Origin of the sequence: Rhodococcus sp. NPDC056960 (assembly GCF_042674125.1) — a bacterium.
GTDB lineage: Bacteria > Actinomycetota > Actinomycetes > Mycobacteriales > Mycobacteriaceae > Rhodococcus_F.
The window spans coordinates 453938-476590 of record NZ_JBHURF010000001.1 but is presented as its reverse complement, the minus strand read 5'-3'; the positions used below and the strand labels follow the sequence as shown (position 1 = coordinate 476590).

Annotated in this window: 20 protein-coding genes; 5 read left to right on the top strand and 15 right to left on the bottom strand. The window is 66.7% G+C overall.

Features of this window, described 5'->3' with window-relative positions:
- Positions 1-7 precede the first annotated feature (7 nt).
- From fabG1 to ACFTWF_RS02295, 6 genes are all read right to left on the bottom strand, one after another.
- Positions 8-757: a 3-oxoacyl-ACP reductase FabG1 gene (fabG1, locus tag ACFTWF_RS02320; RefSeq protein WP_185729507.1), complete on the bottom strand. Its 750-nt coding sequence runs from the start codon at positions 755-757 to the stop codon at positions 8-10.
- A gap of 63 nt (positions 758-820) precedes the next feature.
- Positions 821-1801: a VWA domain-containing protein gene (locus ACFTWF_RS02315; RefSeq protein ID WP_378459649.1), complete on the bottom strand. Its 981-nt coding sequence runs from the start codon at positions 1799-1801 to the stop codon at positions 821-823.
- Positions 1798-2772, bottom strand: a complete 975-nt coding sequence (locus ACFTWF_RS02310; RefSeq protein WP_378459648.1) for a DUF58 domain-containing protein — start codon at positions 2770-2772, stop codon at positions 1798-1800. Before ACFTWF_RS02310 ends, ACFTWF_RS02315 begins: the two co-directional genes overlap by 4 nt.
- Positions 2769-4052 (bottom strand): AAA family ATPase, encoded by a 1284-nt coding sequence (locus tag ACFTWF_RS02305; protein WP_378459647.1) that lies wholly within the window; start codon positions 4050-4052, stop codon positions 2769-2771. The genes ACFTWF_RS02310 and ACFTWF_RS02305 overlap by 4 nt, the downstream gene beginning before the upstream one ends.
- A gap of 129 nt (positions 4053-4181) precedes the next feature.
- The gene (locus tag ACFTWF_RS02300) at positions 4182-5660 is read right to left on the bottom strand and encodes an NlpC/P60 family protein (protein ID WP_378459646.1); all 1479 of its coding nucleotides are present in this window, start codon (positions 5658-5660) and stop codon (positions 4182-4184) included.
- A 383-nt stretch (positions 5661-6043) separates the two neighbouring features.
- Positions 6044-6649, bottom strand: a complete 606-nt coding sequence (locus ACFTWF_RS02295; protein WP_378459645.1) for a DUF6676 family protein — start codon at positions 6647-6649, stop codon at positions 6044-6046.
- Between the two features lie 307 nt (positions 6650-6956).
- Between ACFTWF_RS02295 and acnA the strand changes: the two genes are divergently transcribed.
- Both acnA and ACFTWF_RS02285 read left to right on the top strand, forming a co-directional pair.
- Entirely contained in the window at positions 6957-9758 is a 2802-nt protein-coding gene (gene acnA, locus ACFTWF_RS02290) for an aconitate hydratase AcnA (RefSeq protein ID WP_378459644.1), read from the top strand.
- A gap of 181 nt (positions 9759-9939) precedes the next feature.
- Positions 9940-10506 carry a TetR/AcrR family transcriptional regulator gene (locus ACFTWF_RS02285; protein WP_378459643.1) on the top strand — a complete coding sequence of 189 codons (567 nt, stop codon included), beginning with the start codon at positions 9940-9942 and terminating at the stop codon, positions 10504-10506.
- 25 nt (positions 10507-10531) lie between these two features.
- Here ACFTWF_RS02285 and ACFTWF_RS02280 read toward each other — a convergent pair whose 3' ends face one another.
- Together ACFTWF_RS02280 and ACFTWF_RS02275 are read right to left on the bottom strand one after the other, a co-directional pair.
- The gene (locus ACFTWF_RS02280) at positions 10532-10747 is read right to left on the bottom strand and encodes a helix-turn-helix domain-containing protein (protein WP_378459642.1); all 216 of its coding nucleotides are present in this window, start codon (positions 10745-10747) and stop codon (positions 10532-10534) included.
- A gap of 100 nt (positions 10748-10847) precedes the next feature.
- The gene (locus ACFTWF_RS02275; protein ID WP_185729500.1) at positions 10848-12479 is read right to left on the bottom strand and encodes an ABC-F family ATP-binding cassette domain-containing protein; all 1632 of its coding nucleotides are present in this window, start codon (positions 12477-12479) and stop codon (positions 10848-10850) included.
- A 505-nt stretch (positions 12480-12984) separates the two neighbouring features.
- Between ACFTWF_RS02275 and ACFTWF_RS02270 the strand changes: the two genes are divergently transcribed.
- A complete protein-coding gene (locus tag ACFTWF_RS02270) occupies positions 12985-14133 on the top strand; it encodes a lycopene cyclase family protein (protein WP_378459641.1) in 1149 nt (382 codons plus the stop codon).
- Between the two features lie 31 nt (positions 14134-14164).
- Positions 14165-15061 (top strand): Ku protein, encoded by an 897-nt coding sequence (locus tag ACFTWF_RS02265; RefSeq protein WP_378459640.1) that lies wholly within the window; start codon positions 14165-14167, stop codon positions 15059-15061.
- A gap of 60 nt (positions 15062-15121) precedes the next feature.
- On the opposite strand, the gene ACFTWF_RS02260 is transcribed toward ACFTWF_RS02265, so the two are convergent.
- Entirely contained in the window at positions 15122-16492 is a 1371-nt protein-coding gene (locus tag ACFTWF_RS02260; protein ID WP_378459639.1) for an MFS transporter, read from the bottom strand.
- A 66-nt stretch (positions 16493-16558) separates the two neighbouring features.
- Positions 16559-17857 (bottom strand): Glu/Leu/Phe/Val dehydrogenase dimerization domain-containing protein, encoded by a 1299-nt coding sequence (locus ACFTWF_RS02255; RefSeq protein WP_378459638.1) that lies wholly within the window; start codon positions 17855-17857, stop codon positions 16559-16561.
- A gap of 187 nt (positions 17858-18044) precedes the next feature.
- Here ACFTWF_RS02255 and ACFTWF_RS02250 point away from each other — a divergent pair, with 187 nt between their 5' ends.
- A complete protein-coding gene (locus ACFTWF_RS02250) occupies positions 18045-18968 on the top strand; it encodes a LysR substrate-binding domain-containing protein (protein WP_378459637.1) in 924 nt (307 codons plus the stop codon).
- Between the two features lie 7 nt (positions 18969-18975).
- Here the strand turns inward: ACFTWF_RS02250 and ACFTWF_RS02245 are convergent, their stop codons facing one another.
- The 5 genes from ACFTWF_RS02245 to sufC all read right to left on the bottom strand — a co-directional run bounded on the left by ACFTWF_RS02245 (position 18976) and on the right by sufC (position 22642).
- The gene (locus ACFTWF_RS02245) at positions 18976-19485 is read right to left on the bottom strand and encodes a hypothetical protein (protein ID WP_378459636.1); all 510 of its coding nucleotides are present in this window, start codon (positions 19483-19485) and stop codon (positions 18976-18978) included.
- Positions 19486-19641: 156 nt separating this feature from the next.
- Positions 19642-20058, bottom strand: coding sequence for a metal-sulfur cluster assembly factor (locus ACFTWF_RS02240; RefSeq protein ID WP_185729493.1), 417 nt, complete (start codon positions 20056-20058; stop codon positions 19642-19644).
- Positions 20055-20570 (bottom strand): Fe-S cluster assembly sulfur transfer protein SufU, encoded by a 516-nt coding sequence (sufU, locus tag ACFTWF_RS02235; protein ID WP_072942076.1) that lies wholly within the window; start codon positions 20568-20570, stop codon positions 20055-20057. Before sufU ends, ACFTWF_RS02240 begins: the two co-directional genes overlap by 4 nt.
- Positions 20567-21826 carry a cysteine desulfurase gene (locus ACFTWF_RS02230; RefSeq protein WP_378459635.1) on the bottom strand — a complete coding sequence of 420 codons (1260 nt, stop codon included), beginning with the start codon at positions 21824-21826 and terminating at the stop codon, positions 20567-20569. The genes sufU and ACFTWF_RS02230 overlap by 4 nt, the downstream gene beginning before the upstream one ends.
- A gap of 6 nt (positions 21827-21832) precedes the next feature.
- Positions 21833-22642, bottom strand: a complete 810-nt coding sequence (sufC, locus tag ACFTWF_RS02225) for a Fe-S cluster assembly ATPase SufC (protein ID WP_378459634.1) — start codon at positions 22640-22642, stop codon at positions 21833-21835.
- Positions 22643-22653: the final 11 nt, after the last annotated feature.

The following is a 22653-nucleotide window of genomic DNA, read 5'->3' as shown; positions in this document are numbered from 1 at the left end:
GGGAGTTCTAGTGGCCCATGCCGAGGCCGCCGTCGACGGGGATCACCGCGCCGGAGACGTAGGCCGAATCGTCGGAGGCCAGGAAGCTCACCACGGCGGCGACCTCCTCGGGCTTGCCCTGCCGTTGCAGCGGCACCGCACCGGTGATCATGTCCTTGTACTTGTCGTCGAGGACGGCGGTCATGTCGGTGTCGATGAATCCGGGTGCCACCACGTTGGCGGTGATCGACCGGGAACCGAGTTCGCGGGTCAGCGAGCGCGCGATGCCGACGACACCGGCCTTCGACGCCGCGTAGTTCACCTGACCGGGACCGCCGGCGAGCCCGACGACGGAGCCGAGGAACACGAATCGGCCGAACCGCGACCGCAGCATCGACCGGGTGGCCCGCTTCGCGACACGGAACGCGCCGGTGAGGTTGGCGTCGACCACGGAGGTGAACTGTTCCTCCGTCATGCGCATGATCAGCGTGTCGTCGGTGATGCCGGCGTTGGCGACGAGGACCTCGACGGGACCCTGATGCGCCTCCACCTCCTTGAACGCGCGGTCGATCGACTCGGTGTCGGTGACGTCGCACTGGACGCCGAACAGGCCGTCGGGCGCACCCGAACCGCGGTGCGTGACCGCGACCTTGTGCCCGTCCGCCGCGAGGCGCTGCGCGACAGCGAGGCCGATCCCGCGGTTACCGCCGGTGACGAGCACCGAGCGAGGAGTGGACACCGTCCTCACCGACGCATCGGTGGTTTCTGGGTTAGACATGGGGACAAACCTATCTGTTCAGGTGTGCAGGAGTGGTAGTGCGGGGCCGCGGTGGAACGCAGATCACGGCAGCCGTTGACGCAGGACCAGCGCGAGGATCAGCCCGGCGGTGGCGGACAGGACACCCAGTACGAGCCAGGGGCGGCTGGCGTCGCCGCGGGTGGTCTCGAAGCCGATCTGTTCCTCGAGGGTGTCGTAGACGTCGCGGAGTTCCTCCAGGCTCGAGGCCGTGAAGAAGCTGCCCCCGGAGAGGTTCGCGATCTCCCGCAGCGAGGGGTCGTCGACGGGCACGGGGATGCGTTCGTCCTCGATCTCGACCTTGCCGTAGCTCGTCCCGAAGGAGATGGTCGAGATCGGCACGTCCTTGTCCTTCGCCTGGCGGGCCGCGGTGAACCCGCCACGCGGATCGTCCGGGTTCTCAGGCACGGTCTGCTTCCCGTCCGACAGCAGCACGATGCGGGCGGGCGGCGCCTGATCACTACCGCCGAGCACCGCCGCCAGCGTGTCGATCGACTGCAGCGACGTGAAGATCGCCTCGCCGGTAGCGGTCCGCTCACTCAGCTGCAGGTTGTCGATCGCGACCTTGGTGGCCTCCCGGTTGGTGGTCGGCGAGACCAGCACCGACGCCGTGCCGGCGAACGCGACGAGACCGAGGTTGATGCCGGGGGTGAGCCCGTCGGCGAACGACTTCGCCGCGTCCTGCGCGGCGGCGAGCCGGGTCGGCTCCACGTCCGTCGCCTTCATCGACAGCGACACGTCGATGACGAGGATCACGGTGGCCCGGTTGCGCGGCACCCGCTTGTCCTCCGTCGGACCCGCCAGCGCCACGCTGAAGAACACCAGCGCCAGCACCATCAGCAACGCCGGGATGTGCCGGGCACGCCCCGGCCGTGACGGCGCGACCGTCTCGAGCAGGGCGAAGTTGGTGAACCGGAGCGTGTGCTTGTGCCGCTGACGCTGCACCCACACGTATCCCGCGACCAAGGCCACGACGACCAGGAGGAAGAGCAACCACCACGGTGAGGTGAACTGCGAAAGACTCACCGGCGGGACCTCTGGTTCACCGCGGTCCCGTAACTGTGCTTGCGGGCGGACACGAACCGGACCACGTCCGAGATCCAGTCACGGTCGGTCCGCAGGCTGAGCAGCGGTGCGCCGCAACGCCGCAGCGACTGCTCCACCTGCAGCCGGTGCTCGTCCGCGGCTCGCGCGAAGTCGGCGCGCAACTGCGGTGTGGTCGTGAATTCGCGGGTCCGTCCGGACTCCGGATCGTGCAGCACAACATCCCCTATATCGGGTAGTTCCAGATCTCGCGGGTCGAGCACCTCGACGCCGAGCACGTCGTGCCGTCCGGAGATCGCCCGCAGCGACCGCTCCCAGTCGATCGGGCCGAGGAAGTCACTGATGACGACGGCCAGCCCGCGGCGACGCTGGGGTCGCCGCAGCGACTCCACCGCCTCCTGCAGGTCACCCCGCACCCCGTCCGGGGCGTGCGGGGTGGTCGCGATCCGACGCAGCATCGCCTGGGCGTGGATCCGGCCGCCGCCGGCGGGGATCCGGGTGGTCTGGGCGCCGGTCGACACGATCGCGCCGATCCGGTTCCCGCCGCCGCTGGTCAGATGCGTGACGGCGGCGGCCGCGGCCACCACCAGATCCCGCTTCTCGCAGCCGGCGGTGCCGAAGTCGAGACTCGACGACAGATCCACCACGAGCCACGTCTCGAGTTCCCGGTCGGCCACCGACTGCCGGACGTGCGGGTGCGTGGTCCGGGCCGTCACCGACCAGTCCATCTGACGCACGTCGTCGCCCGGCTGGTACTCGCGTGCATCCCCCGGCTCCGAGCCCGGACCCGGGATCAGGCCCAGATGGTCGCCGTGCAGCACGCCGTCGAGCCGACGGCGAACGGTCAGTTCCAGGGTCCGCAGCGCCGCGGACAGTTTCGGATCACGGAGCTCGCCGGAACGAAACGACGGCGGCGGGCCGGCACTCGGTGCGCCGGCGGTACGCGCACTCACCGTGGCTGGCTCATCGCCGTCGGTCCGGGCACCGACGCGGACGGCGCGGGCGGTCCGTTGTGCCCGGCGGGAGCCGCCGGCACCGTCGTCGGCTGGGCCGCGATCTGCGGCAGACCCACCGTCTGCAGCACACGGGAGATGACGTCGTCCGGGGTCACCTCGTCGGCCAGCGCGTCGTACGACAGCACGAGGCGGTGACGCAGCACGTCAGGAATGACCTCGAGGACATCCTGCGGCACGACGTAGTCACGCCCGCGCAGCAACGCCAGCGCCCGCGCCGAGGAGATGATGCCCAGGGTCGCGCGGGGCGACGCGCCGTACGCGATCCAGCCGTCGACGTCGGGCAGCCCGAACTCGGCGGGTGTGCGGGTGGCCGCGATGACCCGGACCACGTAGTCGACGAGGGCGTGGTGCACGAAGACACCGCTCGCGACCTTCTGCAGTCGGACGAGTTCCTCGGGATCGAGCACCTGGTGGGGTTCCGGCGCGGCGACACCCATCCGGTAGACGATCTCCCGCTCCTCCTCCACCGTCGGGTAGTCGACGAGGATCTTGAACAGGAAGCGGTCGCGCTGCGCCTCGGGCAGCGGGTACACGCCCTCGTTCTCGATCGGGTTCTGCGTCGCCATCACCAGGAACGGGTCGGGCATGTGGTACCGCTTGCCGCCGATGGAGACGTGCCGTTCGGCCATCACCTCGAGGAGGGCCGACTGCACCTTCGCCGGCGCCCGGTTGATCTCGTCGGCGAGCACGAAGTTCGCGACGACGGGACCGAGCTCGGTGTCGAACTCCTCCCGGCCCTGCCGGTAGATGCGGGTACCGATCAGGTCGGTCGGCACCAGGTCGGGGGTGAATTGGACACGGGAGAACGACCCGCCGACCACTTTCGCGAACGTCTCGACGGCCAGCGTCTTCGCGACGCCCGGCACGCCCTCGAGCAGCACGTGCCCCTTCGCGAGCAAACCGACCAGGATCCGCTCCACGAGCCGGTCCTGACCGACGATTACCCGCTTGACTTCGTAGATCGCGCGTTCCAGCGTCTGGACGTCGGCGGCGAGACTCGGCGCGACCGACTGCGGCGCCGCGCCGGCACCGGGCCCGACCGCCTGCGTCGTCGCGCTGTGCGGGCCTGCAGTCTGTGAGGGTGCCTTCGGCGCGGTGGCGTTCTGGGGACCCGATCCGTTGGCCGCACCCCCGTTCTTCACACCTTCGGGAGCGGCCTGCGCGGGCGACTCCTTCCGGGCTGCACCCTCCGATACCGCATCATCACGTGAGGTCACCAAGAATCCACCGCTTTCACCTAGATCGTTCCGCCCGTTCACGTACTTGCTCAACTATTCCAGGTGCGAGCAACCCCCGCCGCAACCAAGCACGATCCGCACTGCGGACTACTTCATCGACATCATGGATCACGACACCATACGCACAGCGTAGGGGGTCATGCCGTCCCACCGCACCGGGGAGATCTTCACGACGTCCCCCGACTCGGGGGCCTCGAGCATCTGGTCGTCGCCGAGGTACAGCGCGACGTGCTGGCTGGCGTTCGGGCCCCAGAAGATCATGTCGCCGCGCTGCATCTCCTCCGAGGGAACCTGCTCGCCGGCGGTGTACTGGTAACCGGTGTAGTGCGGCAGGGAGATACCGATCCCGGCGAACGCGTAGATCATCAGGCCGGAGCAGTCGAAGCCGATCTTGTTGAAGTCGCCGTAACTGTCGGCCACACCGCCGTCGCGGATGCCCTTCGTGGGCCCGTTCTCGTCGCCGCCACCCCACGCGTACTCGACGCCGATCTGAGACAGGCCCCGGTCGATGACGGTTTCGATCGCCTCGCTGCCGGTGAGGTCCTCGCCACTGGTCGACGGTTTCGACTTGGGCGTGGACTTCGGTGTCGTCGACTCACCGTCCGAGTCGGAGTCCTCGTCGATGGTGGTGTGCGCGCGCTGCCCCGCGGCGAGTTCGGCGGCACGCTGCCGCGCCGCCTCGTTGGCGGCGACCCGGGCCGCCGCCTGCGTCGCCGCCTCCCGGGCGGCGGCGGCGATGGCGGCCTTTTGCGCCTCCTCGGCGCGGCGCTGCTCGTCCCACGTCGCGTACGCCTCACGCTGCCCCTGTAGCCCCTCGACGTTCCCGCGGGCGGCGTCGAGCTGCGCCTGGGCAGCCGCGCGGTTGCTCTCGATCTGCGCCTTCTTCACGGCCTGGTCCTGCAATGCCGAGCGCGCGATCGCGATCGCCTGCTCGGCCAGCGACTTCTTCGACTCGGCCTGGTCGGCGGCGGCGTCCGCCTGCTGCTTGGCCTCCCGCGCCGCGGAATCCTTGTTCGCCTGCGCGGTCCGGGCCCGCTGCAGGCCCTCGAGCACCGCGTTCTGGCTCGTCGCGAGGAGTTTCAGAACCTGCGCGCGGTCCAGGACGTCGCCCGGTCCCCGCGCACCCAGATACGTCGAGATCGCGGAGACGTTGGTGCCCTGCGTGTAACTCGACCGGGCGTACTTGTCGAAGTCCTTCTGCGCGAGTTCGATCTGCGCACCGGCGTCGCGCAACGCCTGCTGCGAGACCCCGACGACGCCGGCGGCGAGGTCGGCGGCGCTGCGGGCGTTCTGCAGATCGACGAGGGCCCGGTTCACGTCTTCCCGCTTGATGGCGACCTCGTTGTCGAGTTGCGCGAGCTGCTGGTCCGCGGAGGCCACCTGGTTGATCAGCTCGCTGACCTGACCGAGACCCGCGCTGACCTGCGTCTGGGCCTGGGCGATGTCGGAGTCGGACGGATTCGGTGGCGGCGGTGGCACGGCCGCGGCCAAACCGGGTGTGCTGCCGACCAGGGCGCCGACGATGGCCAGTCCGATAAGGAGGCGCGCCGTGCGAGCGCGCCTGCGGGAGAAGCTACGGTGCCCCACTCCAGCTCGTGCTTGTCGCTTCACAACTCTCTCCCTCGGTTCTGCACCGATCGCGCAACCGCGCCGTGCCCGTCGTGGGGAGAAAATTCGGCAGCCACACCTTCCCGTGCGCTTCGGCGGCACCGTCGAATACGGCACCGCCGTCACTCTGGACGTCAATCACCAGCCTGCGACACTTCTTCCCCAAGAGCGCCAAATGCACCGTACGACACTTCCGGACTCTATGGAAACTTTAGTCACAAATAACACAGGAGTAATTTGACCAGCGGAAATGCCGAACCGAGAATTGTCGGCGCCATTTTCGCGCATCGACGCAGGCAGCGGCCACTCCCACCGGAAAAGGTGAAAATGGCCGCCGAGTTATTGCGGATATTCGGAGGGCGTCAGGGCTTCTGTCGCTCGTACGTCGTCCGCGACGACGCGGCATCGTTCCGTTTCTCCGGACCACCGTCGCGGGATCCCGCGCCCCGGCGCGACTTCGCGAAGAAAGTCGCGGCCGACGCGATGACGACGATCGCGACGATGACCGCCGTGAACAGCGCCCAGGGCGGACCCGGCTCGACGACCTCGTCGACGAAGTGATTCGCGGACAGCACGGCGTCGCCGGTGTAGGTGCGGTCCTGACCCGACTCGAGGAGTACCCGGCTGATCGAATCGCTGTAGGTCCCGACCCAGCTGGGGCTGAGCACCAGCACGGTGCCACCCTCTTCGGCCCCGACCTCGGTCGCGAGGTCGCGCAGCTGCGAGTCGCGCCCGGGATCCTCGTCCAGCACCACGATGCTCAACTTGACACCGTGCTCGGCCGCGCGGTCCACCACGGCGACGAGGTCACCGACCTCGCCGGACGGCGCGGACACGCCGTCGTCGGACACATCCGTGATCACCTCCGAGACGTCGATGTCCTCCGGGATGTCCGTCTGCACGGGAAGCGCCGCGGAAACGGGGAGCGTGGCACTGGCGGGAACTAGGGTGGCGATAGGGGCAGGCATCTCTCATCCGGGTTTGCTGTAGGAACGTAAGCCTCGCGTGAACACTACGTGAGGAGTCCCCGAAGTTCCGTGCCGTCCGCACACCTTCTCTGGCGCGGTCGCGCAGAATCGGCGCCGTATTCGCCTTCGATTCCACCCCGAATTCTCACAGGACAAGCGTACTGTTAGGCTATCGGAGGTACCGCGGCATGAGCCGATTCCGTCATCGCCAGCACGACAGCGCACACACGGATCAGCTGTGCCGCAGTACCTGCAGCCGTCGACACAGCCCCGTCGGTGGCGACCCTCATAGACGAGTGGAGCTGACGTGAGCACCAGTAATGATTCATTCGGAGCAAAGGGAACCCTCGAGGTCGGTGAGAAGTCCTACGAGATCTTCCGCCTCTCGGCCGTCCCCGGCACCGAGAAATTGCCGTACTCCCTGAAGGTTCTCGCCGAGAACCTTCTCCGCACCGAGGACGGTGCCAACATCACCGCGGATCACATCCGCGCAATTGCAGACTGGGATCCCTCGGCTCAGCCGAGCATCGAAATCCAGTTCACGCCGGCTCGCGTGATCATGCAGGACTTCACCGGCGTCCCCTGCGTCGTGGACCTCGCCACCATGCGTGAGGCTGTCACCACCCTCGGCGGCGACCCCAACAAGGTCAACCCGCTCTCCCCCGCCGACATGGTCATCGACCACTCGGTCATTCTCGACATCTTCGGCCAGGCCGATGCACTCGAACGCAACGTCGACCTCGAATACGAGCGCAACGGCGAGCGTTACCAGTTCCTCCGCTGGGGCCAGGGCGCATTCGACGACTTCAAGGTCGTCCCCCCGGGCATGGGCATCGTTCACCAGGTCAACATCGAATACCTGGCTCCGACCGTCATGGCACGTAACGGCCAGGCATACCCCGACACCTGCGTCGGCACCGACTCGCACACCACGATGGTCAACGGCCTCGGCGTGCTGGGCTGGGGCGTCGGCGGCATCGAAGCCGAGGCAGCCATGCTCGGCCAGCCGGTCTCCATGCTCATCCCCCGCGTCGTCGGCTTCAAGCTGACCGGTGAGATCAAGCCGGGCGTCACCGCGACCGACGTCGTGCTCACCGCCACCGAGATGCTCCGCAAGCACGGCGTCGTCGGCAAGTTCGTCGAGTTCTACGGCAAGGGTGTGGCCGAGGTTCCGCTCGCGAACCGCGCAACTCTGGGCAACATGAGCCCCGAATTCGGTTCCACCGCGGCGATCTTCCCGATCGACAGCGAGACGATCGACTACCTGCGCCTGACCGGCCGCAGCGACGAGCAGCTCGCTCTTGTCGAGGCCTACGCCAAGGAACAGGGCCTGTGGCACGATCCCGACAAGGAGCCCGTCTTCTCCGAGTACATCGAGCTCGATCTGGGAACCGTTGTTCCCTCGATCGCCGGCCCGAAGCGCCCGCAGGACCGAATCCTGCTGTCGGAGTCGAAGACCGCGTTCCGCAAGGACATCCACAACTACGTGGAAGAGAACTACCCGACCGAGCACACTCAGCTCGACGAGGCCGTCGAAGAGTCGTTCCCGGCGTCCGACCCCGCAGTTCTGTCGTTCGCCGACGACGGAGCAGTCGACGTCCTCTCCGCTGCCAACGGCGCAGAAGGCCGCCCGAGCAAGCCGGTTGTCGTCAAGTCCGACGCAGGCGAGTTCGTCCTCGATCACGGCGCCGTCGTCGTTGCCGGCATCACCTCCTGCACCAACACGTCCAACCCGTCGGTCATGCTCGGCGCAGCGTTGCTTGCACGCAATGCCGTCGAGAAGGGCCTGGCCACCAAGCCGTGGGTCAAGACCAACATGGCACCCGGTTCGCAGGTCGTCACCGACTACTACGAGAAGGCAGGCCTCTGGCCATACCTCGAGAAGCTCGGCTACTACCTCGGCGGCTACGGATGCACCACGTGCATCGGCAACACCGGCCCGCTGCCCGAGGCGGTCTCCAAGGCCATCAACGACAACGACCTGTCGGTCACCGCGGTGCTCTCGGGCAACCGCAACTTCGAGGGACGCATCTCCCCCGACGTCAAGATGAACTACCTGGCCTCCCCGCCGCTCGTCATCGCCTACGGCCTCGCGGGAACCATGGACTTCGACTTCGAAACCGACTCGCTCGGCGAAGACACCGACGGCAACCCCGTGTACCTGAAGGACATCTGGCCGTCCACGCAGGAGATCGAAGAGACCATCAAGACGGCGATCAGCCAGGACATGTTCCGCAAGTCCTACGCAACGATCTTCGCGGGCGACAGCCGCTGGCAGAACCTCTCGACCCCTGAGGGTGACACCTTCGAGTGGGACGACAACTCGACCTACGTCCGCAAGGCTCCGTACTTCGACGGCATGCCGAAGGATCCGGCTCCGGTCAAGGACATCAAGGGCGCTCGCGTCCTCGCCCTGCTCGGCGACTCGGTCACAACCGACCACATCAGCCCGGCAGGTCCGATCAAGGTCGGCACCCCCGCCGCGCAGTACCTCGATTCCCATGGCGTCGAGCGCAAGGACTACAACTCGCTCGGCTCGCGTCGTGGCAACCACGAGGTGATGATCCGCGGCACGTTCGCGAACATCCGTCTGCGCAACCAGCTCCTCGACGACGTCTCCGGTGGCTACACCCGCGACTTCACGCAGGACGGCGGCCCGCAGGCCTTCATCTACGACGCGTCGCAGAACTACCAGGCAGCCGGCATCCCGCTGGTCGTCCTGGGCGGCAAGGAGTACGGCTCCGGATCGTCGCGTGACTGGGCTGCCAAGGGCACCAGCCTCCTCGGCGTCAAGGCCGTCATCACCGAGTCGTTCGAGCGCATCCACCGCTCGAACCTCATCGGCATGGGCGTCGTTCCGCTGCAGTTCCCGGCCGGCGAATCGGCTGCGTCGCTGAAGCTCGACGGCACCGAGACCTTCGACATCGAAGGCGTCGAGAAGCTCAACGAGGGCGTCACCCCGAAGACCATGAAGGTCACGGCGACGCGCGAGAACGGCGAGAAGGTCGTGTTCGACGCAGTCGTACGCATCGATACCCCCGGTGAAGCGGATTACTACCGCAACGGCGGCATCCTGCAGTACGTGCTCCGCAACATGATCAAGGGCTAGGCGCCTAGGCGCTCCGCGCCTGTGAGCACTTTCGGTCCCTGACGGGGCACAAAGCGCTCACGACCACTTCGCCCGGAAGCGGCGGTCGGATTTTCGGTGGTCGTGAGCGCTTTGTGCACGAGGTGAGCAACCTCGCGCACGACCGGAAGCGCTCACAGGCACACGACGAAGGAGGGTGCCTGTGCCCAAGGTCAGTGAAGACCATCTCGCGGCACGGCGCAGTCAGATCCTGGCCGGCGCCCGCCGCTGCTTTGCCGCATACGGTTACGACGGTGCCACCGTCCGCCGGCTCGAAGAAGTGACCGGACTGTCGCGCGGTGCGATCTTCCACCACTTCAAGGACAAGGACGGCTTGTTCCTCGCCCTCGCCCACGAGGACGCGACGAGGATGGCCGACGTCGTCGCCCACGAGGGTCTTGTTCAGGTGATGCGGGACATGCTGGCCCAGCCCGAGCAGTTCGATTGGCTGGGCACCCGGCTCGAGATCGCCCGGCGGCTCCGGACCGATCCCGATTTCCGCAGAAGCTGGTCACAACGGTCGGCGGAACTCACCGAGGCGACCATGGCACGCCTCGCGCGCCAGAAGTCGGCGGGACGCCTCCGCGACGACGTACCGACCGACGTTCTCATCGGATACCTGGATCTCGTGCTCGACGGTCTGGTCGCGCGCATCGCCTCGGGGCACGCCGGCGAGAACCTCTCGGCTGTGCTCGATCTCGTCGAGGAATCCGTCCGCCGCCGCGACTGACGCCGCACTCCCCCGTGGGCGGTCGTCAGGACTTTCGACGGTGAGCTCCGCCTCGTCCGCGGAGCTCTACCTCGGACTCCGCGAGGATGTTGCGGACGAATCCGTACGATCTCCCCATTTCCCTGGCGAGGGAACGAATGCTCGCCCCTGCCAGGTATCGCTCCCTCAGCTCCGCCTGCAGATCGGCGCGCGACGGTCCCGTGATCCGAGCACTCTTGGCGAAGACCCCGATGTCTGCCATGAACTCCTCCAGTCGGCGAGCGACGGTGGTTTCCACGGTAGAGCGCAGCGACGGCGATATCTACGTAGACCGCAGCGACGGCGATATCTACGCGGCGGGCTCAGGCGAGCTGGATGAGTTCCAGGTAGTCCTGCGACCAGTGATCCTCCGTGCCGTCGGGCAGGAGGATGACCCGCTCCGGATCGAGCGCCTCGGCCGCACCCGGGTCGTGTGTCACCAGCACGACGGCGCCGGTGTAGCTGCGGAGGGCATCGAGCACCTGTTCGCGGGACACGGGGTCCAGGTTGTTCGTCGGCTCGTCGAGCAGCAGGACGTTGGCAGCGGACGACACGAGGCCCGCGAGCGCGAGGCGGGTCTTCTCACCGCCGGACAGGGTGCCTGCGGGCTGTTCGAGCTGTGGACCGGTGAACATGAACGCACCGAGCAGCGAACGCAGCTCCTGCTCCCCGGTGTCTGGTGCCGCATGACGAATGTTCTCCCACACCGACGCGTTGTCGTCGAGGGTGTCGTGCTCCTGCGCGAAGTACCCGATCTTCAGGCCGTGCCCGGGGACCAGTCCGCCGGCGTCCGGCGTCTCCACTCCACCGAGGATGCGGAGCAGCGTCGTCTTGCCGGCACCGTTGAGGCCGAGTACGACCACGCGTGACCCCCGGTCGATCGCCAGGTCCACTCCGGTGAAGATCTCGAGCGAGCCGTAGACCTTCGTCAGGTTCTCCGCCATCAGCGGGGTTTTGCCGCACGCGGCCGGCTCGGGGAACCGGATGCGGGCCACCTTGTCGGACACCCGTTCCGCGTCGAGGTCCGACATCAGCTTGTCGGCTCGCTTCGCCATGTTCTGGGCCGCCACCGCCTTGGTGGCCTTCGCGCCGAGTTTGGCAGCCTGAGCTCGCAGCGCCCCGGCCTTCTTCTCCGCATTGGCGCGCTCGCGGCGACGACGCTGTTCGTCCGTCGCCCGGGCGTCCAGGTACTTCTTCCAGGTCATGTTGTACACGTCGGCCTCGCCCCGTACGGCGTCGAGGAACCACACCCGGTTCACCACGTCGTTCAGCAGGTCGACGTCGTGGCTGATCACGATCAACCCACCCTCGTGGTTCTGCAGGAAACCCCGCAACCAGGTGATCGAGTCGGCGTCGAGGTGGTTGGTGGGCTCGTCGAGCAGGAGAGTCGTATCGGAGCGCCCCCCACTGCCGTCCGAGGCGGCGAACAGGATGCGCGCCAGCTCCACACGGCGACGCTGACCACCCGACAGCGTGTGCAACTGCTGGCCGAGAATGCGGTCGGCCAGACCGAGGCTGTTGCAGATGCGTGCCGCTTCGCTCTCCGCCTCGTACCCACCGAGCGCGGAAAAACGGTCCTCGAGATTCCCGTACTTTCGCACGGCCTTGTCGCGTTCGGCGTCGTCGACGACCTCCGACATCAGGATCTGCTGCTTCTCCATATCCCGCAGCAGCGAATCGAGGCCGCGTGCGGAGAGCACCCGGTCCTTCGCCAGGACGTCGAGGTCACCCTCCTTGGGGTCCTGCGGAAGGTAACCGAGATCGCCGGTGCGCATGACCTCGCCCGCGTACGGCTCACCCTCCCCCGCAAGGATGCGGAGCGTCGTCGTCTTGCCGGCACCGTTGCGGCCGACCAGACCGATGCGGTCGCCGGGCTGCACCCGCAAAGCCGGCCCGGGAGCAGACAGCAACGTCCGCACTCCAGCTCGAACTTCCAGGTCGGTAGCGGTGATCAACAAGACTCCTAGGAAAATAACGCTCGCACTGAATGAGGAAAATCGCGCGCAGAACGCACGAACCAGCGATTTTACCCGACCGCCGCCCTCCCGGAACACGCCTGTGCCGGTGATCCCGCTAACCTTCGCCGCCACAGCAGGCCCCGCGAAGCCCCCGCCGCCGTTGCCTGATGGAAGGTGAGCTGAACGCCCGGGCTGCGCCCGACGCAACGTCGCCCGACGCAAGGTCGTCGGTGGCCGCGGATTCCCCATCCCGATCGACCGTGTCTCGATCACCCCTCGCGCTCCCCCACTGCGGGCCGTTGCCCGTGTGCCGACACCCCCCTGGCCTGGGATCGGCGAGCCGCGGTCACGACGGTCCGCAACGTGCGATGACGGCGTCCCCACTATCCCGGCGCGCCCGACTGAACCGACATATTCGGGAATTCTCAGCATTCCGTCCGTGCCTGATTCTGAAACGGGATTTCTCCGGCCGAGCACTCGGCCGTCGTGACAGGCTGGCGGCGTGACAGCTTCCCCCCGCCCCGCGATCTGGGATGTCGCGATCGTCGGCCTCGGCCCCGCCGGCCGGGCCCTCGCGCACCGCGCGACTGCGGCCGGCATGGCGGTCGTATCGGTGGATCCGCTTCCCCACCGGGCCTGGTCTGCGACATACGCCGCGTGGAAAGACGAACTCCCCGACTGGCTCCCGCCCGCCGCCGTCGCCACGGCGACCCACCGTCCGACAGCCTGGACGACTCGCCGTCACACCCTCGAACGCACCTACTGTGTTTTAGATACATCGAAACTGCAATCAATACTCACCCGCGATGCCGGAACTGTTCTCGCAGGTCGAGCCGTCGACCTCTCCCCCACGTCCGTCCGGCTCGGCGACGGCTCGACTGTGAAGGCGCACGCCGTCGTCGATGCGCGGGGTACCGGCGACAGCCCCGACCTCGCCCAGCAGACGGCATACGGGGTCGTGGTCGACCCGGACACCGCGGCACACGCGCTGGGCGGCGACGCTGCCGTGTTCATGGACTGGCGCCGCGACAACGGCACATCCCCCTCTGACACGCCGTCATTCCTGTACGGGGTCCCGCTCACGCAGGATCGGTTCCTGCTCGAAGAGACGTGTCTCGTCGGTCGTCCACCGCTGCCGATGTCGGAACTCGCGGTCCGGCTCCACGACCGGCTCCGGCAACGGGGAGTCGCCGTCCCGTCCCACTCGGACGTCGAGAGAGTCAGATTCGCCGTCGAGCCGCCGCCCGAGGCCGGTCGTGCACACAACTCCGACCTGGTGCGGTTCGGCGCCCGTGCCGGGCTCATGCACCCCGGTACCGGCTACAGCGTCGCTGCGTCGCTCCTCTGCGCAGACCTGCTGGTCCGGGATCTTCTCGACGGTTCGAACGGCCGGCTGTGGTCGTGGCGGGCTCGCAGCGTGGCGTCCCTGCGATCGCTCGGTCTCCGTGTCCTCCTGAATCTGGATGCGGAACACCTTCCCGAATTTTTCGAGTATTTCTTCGATCTGCCACCGCAACTCCAAGCCGCGTATCTGTCCGACCGATCGAATCCGCGCGCAACTCTGGCTGCCATGCGCACGATGTTTCTCGCGTCGTCGGGCGATATCCGCGGCGTCATTCTCCGTTCGACCCTGCGACGGGAAGTTCGATGAACTGTCGCGCGAACACGAAAAGGAGACCATCATGGAACGCATGCGTTCGATATGGAAGGGCTCGATAGCGTTCGGACTCGTGAACGTGCCGGTCAAGGTGTATTCCGCCACCGAGGATCACGACATCAAGTTCCACCAGATCCACGCCAAGGACGGCGGGCGGATCAAATACAACCGCGTGTGCACCGAATGCGGCAACGTCGTTCAATACGCCGATATCGACAAAGCATACGAATCCGACGACGGCGTCCGGGTGGTGTTGACGGACGAGGACTTCGGGAAGCTGCCCGCCGCCGAGAAACACGAGATACCCGTTCTGCAGTTCGTGCCGACCGAACAGATCGACCCAATTCTGTTCGAGAAGAGTTACTTCCTCGAGCCGGATTCCAATTCGCCCAAGGCGTATGTCCTGCTCGCGACGGCCCTCGAGAACAGCGATCGCACGGCGCTCGTCCATTTCACGCTCCGTCAGCGCACCCGGCTCGCGGCCATGCGTTCGCGGGACGGCGTGCTGGTGATTCAGACACTGCTGTGGCCCGACGAGGTCCGCGCCGCCGAATTTCCCTCCCTCGACGACGTCGACAAGCCGAAGGCGAAGGAACTGGCAATGGCCGAGACGCTCGTCGACAGCATGGCCGACGACTTCGATCCCACCGAGTTCACCGACGACTACCAGGTGCAGTTGCGTGAACTGCTCGACGAGATGATCGAGTCGGGTGGCAAGAAGGTCATCCCCGTCGCCGAGGTCGAGAAGTCCGGCGAGGACGCCGAGGTGGTCGATCTCGTTGCCGCACTTCAGCGCAGCGTCGACGCCGCCGGAAAGAAGGCCCCACCCGCCAAGAAGAAGCCTGCGAAGAAGGCCCCTGCCAAGACCGCGGCGAAGAAGGCCACAGCGAAATCCTCCACCTCGGAACGCAAGCGCGCCTGACCGAGGTTGACCAACGCCGGCCCGGACAGATCCCGCCTCGCGTGCACTCCGCCTATCTGCTCAGCGGCGAGCCGGAGATACTGGCACGCCCCAGGCACTGCCCTGCTCGCGATCGAGCACCGTGACCGCCTTGTTCTTCAGCCCGAAAATGTAGACCAGCAAGCTGACCCCGATCACGACCGTCACATAGAAGATGAACCAGCCGACGTGACCGGCCGACTTGGACGCCTGGAACAGCACCGGCGCCGTCCCGCCGAAGACGGAGTTCGCGAGCGCATAGCCCAGTCCCACACCCAGCGCGCGAATCTCGGCGGGGAACAGCTCCGCCTTCACGATCGCGTTGATCGAGGTGTACCCGGTGAGGATGACGTAGCCGACCGCGACCAGTGCGAACGCCGATAGCGGCGAGGTGGTCCGCGGAAGGAAGGTGAGCAGGACGTAGGTGTAGAGGACGCCACCCACACCGAAGAAGACCAGCAGCGGCTTTCGCCCGACCCGGTCGCTGACGAGGCCGCCCACCGGCTGCAACAGCAACAACAAGATCAGTGACAGCAGGTTGATCCACGTTGCCGTCAGCGCCCGGTCGTCCCCGAAGGTGGACTTCACAATCGCCGGCGCGTTGACGCTGTACGTGTAGAACGCCACCGTGCCACCTGCGGTGATGAGGAACACCAGCAGCAGCGGCCGCCAGTGTTCGGTGAACAACGACGTCAACGACCCCGCGCTCCGGTCCTCACCCGCACGGATGGCCGTCAGATGCGACTCGCTGAGCGACTCGTCCATCGAACGGCGAATCCACAGCACGACCAGTGCGGCGATGCCGCCGATGAAGAAGCCGATCCGCCATCCCCAGTCGTGCAGCACCTCGACATCGAGAACGCTGAGCGCAATCAGGAGCGTGAATTGCGCGAGTACGTGACCGCCCACGAGGGTCACGTACTGGAACGACGACAAGAAGCCACGCCGATTCGCGGTCGCCGCTTCGGACATGTACGTCGCCGAGGTCCCGTACTCCCCACCGGTGGCGAATCCCTGCACGAGTCGAGCGAGAACCAAAATCACCGCCGCCCAGTACCCGATGACCTCACGTGTCGGCATGACCGCCACCACGAAGGAGCACGACGACATGATGGTGATGCTCAGCATCAGGGCGGTCTTGCGGCCACGACGGTCGGCGAACCGGCCGAAGAACCACGACCCGATCGGACGCATGACGAACGTGACCGCGAAGATCGCATAGATGTACAGCGTGGAGTTGGAGTCGTTCTCGTCGAAGAATTGCGCCTCGAAATACGTGGCGAAGACCGTGTAGATGTACACGTCGTACCACTCGACGAGGTTTCCTGCCGAGCCCTTCATAGTGTTGAGCACCGCCCGCCGCGTGCTCGTCGGAGCGTGGGTCGGACCGGACGGCGTCGCGTCATCGCTCATCCATCGACGATAACGGATCGACCTCCCGCACCTGGGCGAGTCAGCGCACCGGGGGGATCGGCGAGATCATGACCCGGACAACCGATCCCGTGGACCAGCCGACGAACAATCGCCAGAAGATGGCACGCTGCGGTTGGTCGCGACGAGGTCCCATGCAGTCTGCCGTGGCGCCACGCCGTCGAGGAGCCATCGCCCGATCAGGACCCCGACCTTGGCCAGCATGTCGGTACGCAACCGCAGGAACGAGTCCTCCGGGTCGGTGCCGACCTGACCGAGTAGTACCCACCAGGCCCAGGCGACTGCTCCGGCATTGGCAACGAAGTCTGGGATCACCGGAATACCCCGGCCGGTGAGCGCCGTCTCGGCCCCCGGGGTCGTCGCCGCATTCGCAGCTTCGATCACCACTTTCGCGCCGACCTGGTCGACGTTATCCGTCGTGATCGCATAGGAGATCGCGGCCGGGACGAGGATGTCTGCCTTCGTTGCGATCACAGCCGCGCTCGGCAACTGCTGAACATGCGAGGGGACGCGAGACCGGTCGATCTCGCCGTAGCCGTCCCGCAGTTCGAGCAGCGCGGGAACGTCGAGGCCATCGGGGCAGTACAGCGTGCCGAGGGCGTCGGCGACAGCAGTCACGCGCATACCGGCCTCGTACAGATACCAGGCCGCGCCGCCCCCCATGGTGCCGATGCCCTGGATGGCCACCGTCGTATCGGCCGGAGCCCAGCCACACGCCTTCACCGTGCCGATGCAGGCCTGCGCGACTCCGTAGCCGCCGATCACATCGCCCAGCAGAAAACCGCTGGGCACCGGGGCGTTCAACGCGGCACGTACCCGGCGCAGAGTGCTCTGCGGATTTTTCGAACGGCTGATCGCCGCATGGTAGGACTGCTGGAGGCCGAGCCGTGCGAAGACGTCGTCGAGCAGATGCTGGGGCACCCCCAGATCCTCCGCGGTCACCCAGTGCGCGGCCAGCCACGGGCGCATCGCCTGACAGAACCGCTCCAGAACACCGACGGCGCGGGGATCCTTCGGATCGAAGTCGATGCCACCCTTCGCGCCGCCGACAGGCAGGTCGAAAACCGCGGTCTTGGCAGCCATTCCTCTGGCCAGATCCTCGACCTCCGTCATCGTGCAGCCTGCCCGCATTCGGGTGCCCCCGGTTGCCAGGTCGGACACCAACGTGTGCACGACGAGGTAACCATGAGCTCCGGTGACCGGATCAGTCCACGTCACATGCAACAGGGGCTCACCGCTGCGCACGGTCGCCACATCGACCCGACGCTGCATCGCCACGTTCTCACGGTGGTCGTGCTCCCGGTGCTCGGGGGTGCGCCCGAATCCGCGTTCCGTCGTCGTAGTCACCTCGAGATACCCCAATCGTCCTCAGAAAATCATCGTCTCCAGAACCAATCAGCTGATGACGCTCAGAGTGCGCGCGCTGGTGACCAGGCGTCCAGTTAAGAATCTTGAATGATTGCGTTCACGCTTTCTACACAACGCAACGCGTGGTCCGGTTGGACGGTTCGGAGGGGATGCATAGGCTGGCGGCATGGAGCTGTCGCTGCGCCGGTTGCGGATGCTTCGGGAGTTACACCGCCGAGGCACCGTGACGGCGGCCGCGCTGTCCTTGCACTACACCACGTCCGCGGTATCCCAACAGCTCACCCAGCTCGAACGCGATGTCGGCGCAAAGCTGTTCGAGCGGCGCGGCCGGCGGGTACAGCTCACCGAGATCGGCCTTCTCCTGGCCGAGCATGCCGAGGAGATCATGCGATCGGTGGACCGCGCGACGTCCGCCCTCGAACAAACGCAGGACGGGGTCACGGCCCGATTGACGGTCGGCGTGTGGGCGTCCGTCGCGGCGAGCCTGCTGCCGAGTGCGCTGACGTTGCTGGCCGCCGAACATCCCGGCATCGAAGTGCGAACGAAGGAGTTCGCGCCGGAGGACACCGCCGTCGCCGTGCGGGACGGCTCGCTGGACTTCTCGTTCGTGATCGACTATTCCGACTACCCGATGCAGTGGGACCCGGAGTTGACCAGAGTGGTGATCGCGGTGGAGCGACTACACGCAGCACTGCCTCCGGGAACGGTTTCCGCCAGAACCATGACGCTGGCGGACCTCGCCGAGCACCCCTGGATCCTTGCGGGACCCAATTCGCATTTCGGCCGCGCGGTGCGCCTGGCCTGTCAGCGTTGCGGATTCGAACCCAGGATCAACCATGAGGTCGGCGAGCAGGCGACGGCACTCGCGATGGTTTCCGCGGGCCTGGGAGTTACCCTCGTCTCCGACCTCGGACTGACGCTGCGCCCGCCAGGAATGGATGTCGTTCCGCTGACCGAACCGCTGATGCGGACGATCTCCATCGCCCATCGGGGGACGGAAGCGCACCGACCGCCGCTGCGACTGGTGATCGACGCCGTGCGTGCCGCGGCGGCCGCACAGGGGCTCGCCGCGAGGTCGCCGTACCCGTAGCTACGGCTCAGCCAGGAGCTGTGGTCGTCGTGGTAGTGGGCGTCGGTGTGGGTCTCGTCGTCCGTGTCGGCAGCTCTGGTGGCGGCGGCAGCGGCCGGATTGTGGTCGGCACCGACGAGGGACGCACGGCGAGTACCTCGAACGTCGTCTGCACCACCATCGACGGGATCGGCAGGCAACGCAGCCCCACCACCTGGAAACCGCGACTGCCGCGATTCGGCACCGTCCCGCGGAATTCGGCGACGCTGCCGACCTGACGGGTTTCGCCCAGGACACGATCGCCGAACTCCACCGCCCACGGTCCACCACAGGTCGGGAGGTTCGTCGCGTAGTACCAGATGCGGTCGCCCGGCTGCCCGCTCGACGGAGTGAGGGTGAGGACCGGACCCGCAGGATCGAGCATCTGCGTCGCTTCCCGTTCGGGTTCGCTCGACGCACCGCCGCCGGTGTGGACTGCGAGAAGGACAACAACGGACCCGACGAATATCGTCGTCGTCAACCAGAATGTCTGCCGCAACGGTCTCACCTCGCACCGTCAATTATGCGGCACTGATACCCGTGCACCACAGAGTGAGCGGCCGACGCATGCGATCAGGGGCCGACATCGGAACCAAGGGAAAGGCCCGGCGAGATGATTCTCGCCGGGCCCCTGCTCGTCAGCCGTGGTGGATCGTCAGACCGTGAAACCGAGGGCGCGCAACTGCTCGCGGCCGTCCTCGGTGATCTTGTCCGGACCCCACGGCGGGAGCCACACCCAGTTGATCTTCAGTTCGCTGCACAGCCCGCTGCGCACGAGCGCGCCGCGGGACTGGTCCTCGATGACATCGGTCAGCGGGCACGCCGCGGACGTGAGGGTCATGTCGAGGGTGACGACGTCCTCTTCCTCGGTGATGCCGTACACGAGGCCGAGGTCGACGACGTTGATGCCCAGTTCCGGGTCGACGACGTCGCGCATCGCCTCTTCGAGTACCTCGAGGCGTTCCGGGTCGGGCACCGCGCCCGACGCGGCAGGGGCGGTCTCGCCCTGGTCGGCCGTCGCCTGCTCCGGTACGGCGGTGGCGTCCGCCTCCGGCGTCTGCGTCTCGCTCATGATGCCTGTCCTCCGATTCGAGCTGGTTCGCCGTCTGCTGTCGGAACGGCCGAATCCTGTTCGTCCACGACGCGGTCGTCCACTATCTGAACAACGGCGTCCTTGAATGCCATCCATCCCAGCAGCGCGCATTTCACGCGGGCCGGGTACTTCGAGACGCCGACGAAGGCGATGCCGTCGCCGAGGACGTCCTCGTCGCCTTCGACGGTGCCGCGGCTGCTCACCATCTCGTTGAACGCGGCAACGGTCTGCAGCGCCTGCTCGACGGGCATGCCCACCACCTGGTCGGTGAGCACCGAGGTGGACGCCTGGCTGATGGAACAACCCTGGCCGTCGTACGACACATCCACCACCGTGCCGTCGTCGGCGAGCTGCACCCGCAGCGTCACTTCGTCACCGCACGTGGGGTTGACGTGATGAACCTCGGCGCCGAACGGTTCGCGCAGTCCGCGGCCGTGGGGATGCTTGTAGTGATCCAGGATCACTTCCTGGTACATCTGTTCCATTCTCATGCAGGCACCTCCCCGAAGAACTCCTGTGCACGCCGAATCGCGGCCGCGAGAGCGTCGACCTCGTCGAGCGTGTTGTACAGCGCGAACGACGCCCTCGCCGTCGCTGCGACTCCGAATCGGCGGTGCAGCGGCCACGCGCAGTGATGACCCACGCGAATGGCGACACCCTCGTCGTCGAGGATCTGACCGAGATCGTGGGCGTGAATTCCGTCGACGACGAACGACACGGCCCCGCCGCGGTTCTCGGCGGTCGCCGGACCGATGATGCGCACGCCGTCGATGGCCCCGAGCGCGGCCAGTGCGGCCTCGACCAGGGTATGTTCGTGCGCCGCAACGGCATCCATCCCGATCTCGTCGAGATACCGCACGGCAGCGCCGAGACCGACCACCTGCGACGTCATGGGGACGCCGGCCTCGAACCGCTGCGGGGGCGGTGCGTACGTGGTGCGCTCCATCGTGACGGTCTCGATCATCGATCCGCCGGTGATGAACGGCGGCATGGCGTTCAGCAGCTCCCGGCGGCCGTACAGGACGCCCACGCCGGAGGGGCCGAGCATCTTGTGGCCCGAAAACGCGGCGTAGTCCACGCCGAGGCCGTGGAAGTCGACGGCCATGTGCGGGACGGACTGGCACGCGTCGAGCACGACGAGCGCCCCGACGGCACGGGCGCGCCGCACCAGTTCCTCGACGGGTGCCACCGCTCCTGTCACGTTGGACTGGTGCGTGAACGCGACGACCTTCACGGCGTCGGTCAGCTCGAGCGAATCCAGGTCGATGCGCCCGTCGTCGGTGACGCCGTACCAGCGCAACGTCGCACCGGTGCTGCGCGCAAGCTCCTGCCACGGAACGAGATTGGCGTGATGCTCGAGCTCGGTGATGACGATCTCGTCGCCGGGTCCGAGGTGCCGATCGAAGCGTTCGTCACCGAGAACGTGGGTGACGAGGTTCAGCGATTCCGTCGCGTTCTTCGTGAACACGAGTTCGTCGCTGTCGACGCCGACGAACGCGGCGATTGCCGCACGCGCGTTCTCGTACGCGTCCGTGGCCTCTTCGGCGAGCTGGTGAGCGCCTCGGTGCACGGCCGCATTACAGGTGGTGAGAAACTCCCTCTCGGCGTCGAGCACCTGATTCGGGCGCTGCGAAGTCGCACCCGAGTCGAGGTACACCAGCGGTTTTCCGTCGCGGACCGTACGCGCCAGGATCGGGAAGTCCTCCCGGATCCGGGTGACGTCGAATACGCGCACCGAGGTGGTCATCTGCGTTTATGCTCCTTGCGTTGCTGCAGCCTGGGTGAAGCGCTCGTAGCCGTTCGCCTCGAGTTCGTCGGCCAGTTCCGGCCCGCCCGACTCGACGACGCGACCGCCGACGAACACGTGGACGTACTCCGGCTTGATGTACCGGAGGATGCGCGTGTAGTGCGTGATCAGCAGGATTCCGCCGTGCTCGCGGTCCTTGTAGCGGTTCACGCCCTCGGAGACGACGCGCAGGGCGTCGACGTCGAGTCCGGAGTCGGTCTCGTCGAGGATCGCGATCTTCGGCTTGAGGAGGCCGAGCTGCAGGATCTCGTGGCGCTTCTTCTCACCGCCGGAGAAGCCCTCGTTGACGCTGCGTTCGCCGAACGAGGGGTCGATGTCGAGCTCGGTCAGCGCTTCCTTGACTTCCTTCACCCAGTGACGGAGCTTGGGGGCCTCGCCACGGACGGCGGTGGCCGCGGTGCGCAGGAAGTTGGACATGGAGACGCCGGGAACCTCGACGGGGTACTGCATCGCGAGGAACAGTCCCGCGCGGGCGCGCTCGTCGACGGTCATCGCGAGAACGTCCTCACCATTGAGGGTGATGGAGCCCGAGGTGATCTGGTACTTGGGGTGTCCGGCGATGGCGTAGGACAGCGTCGACTTGCCGGAACCGTTGGGTCCCATGATCGCGTGCGTCTCGCCGGAACGGACCGTCAGGTTCACACCCTTGAGGATGTTGATCGGCTCGGCGTTCTCGTCGGTGTTCGCGACGTCGACGTGCAGGTCCTTGATTTCCAGGACCGAGGTTTCGGGGGTGGAAGCGTCAGGGGTAGACATTGTGATCCTTC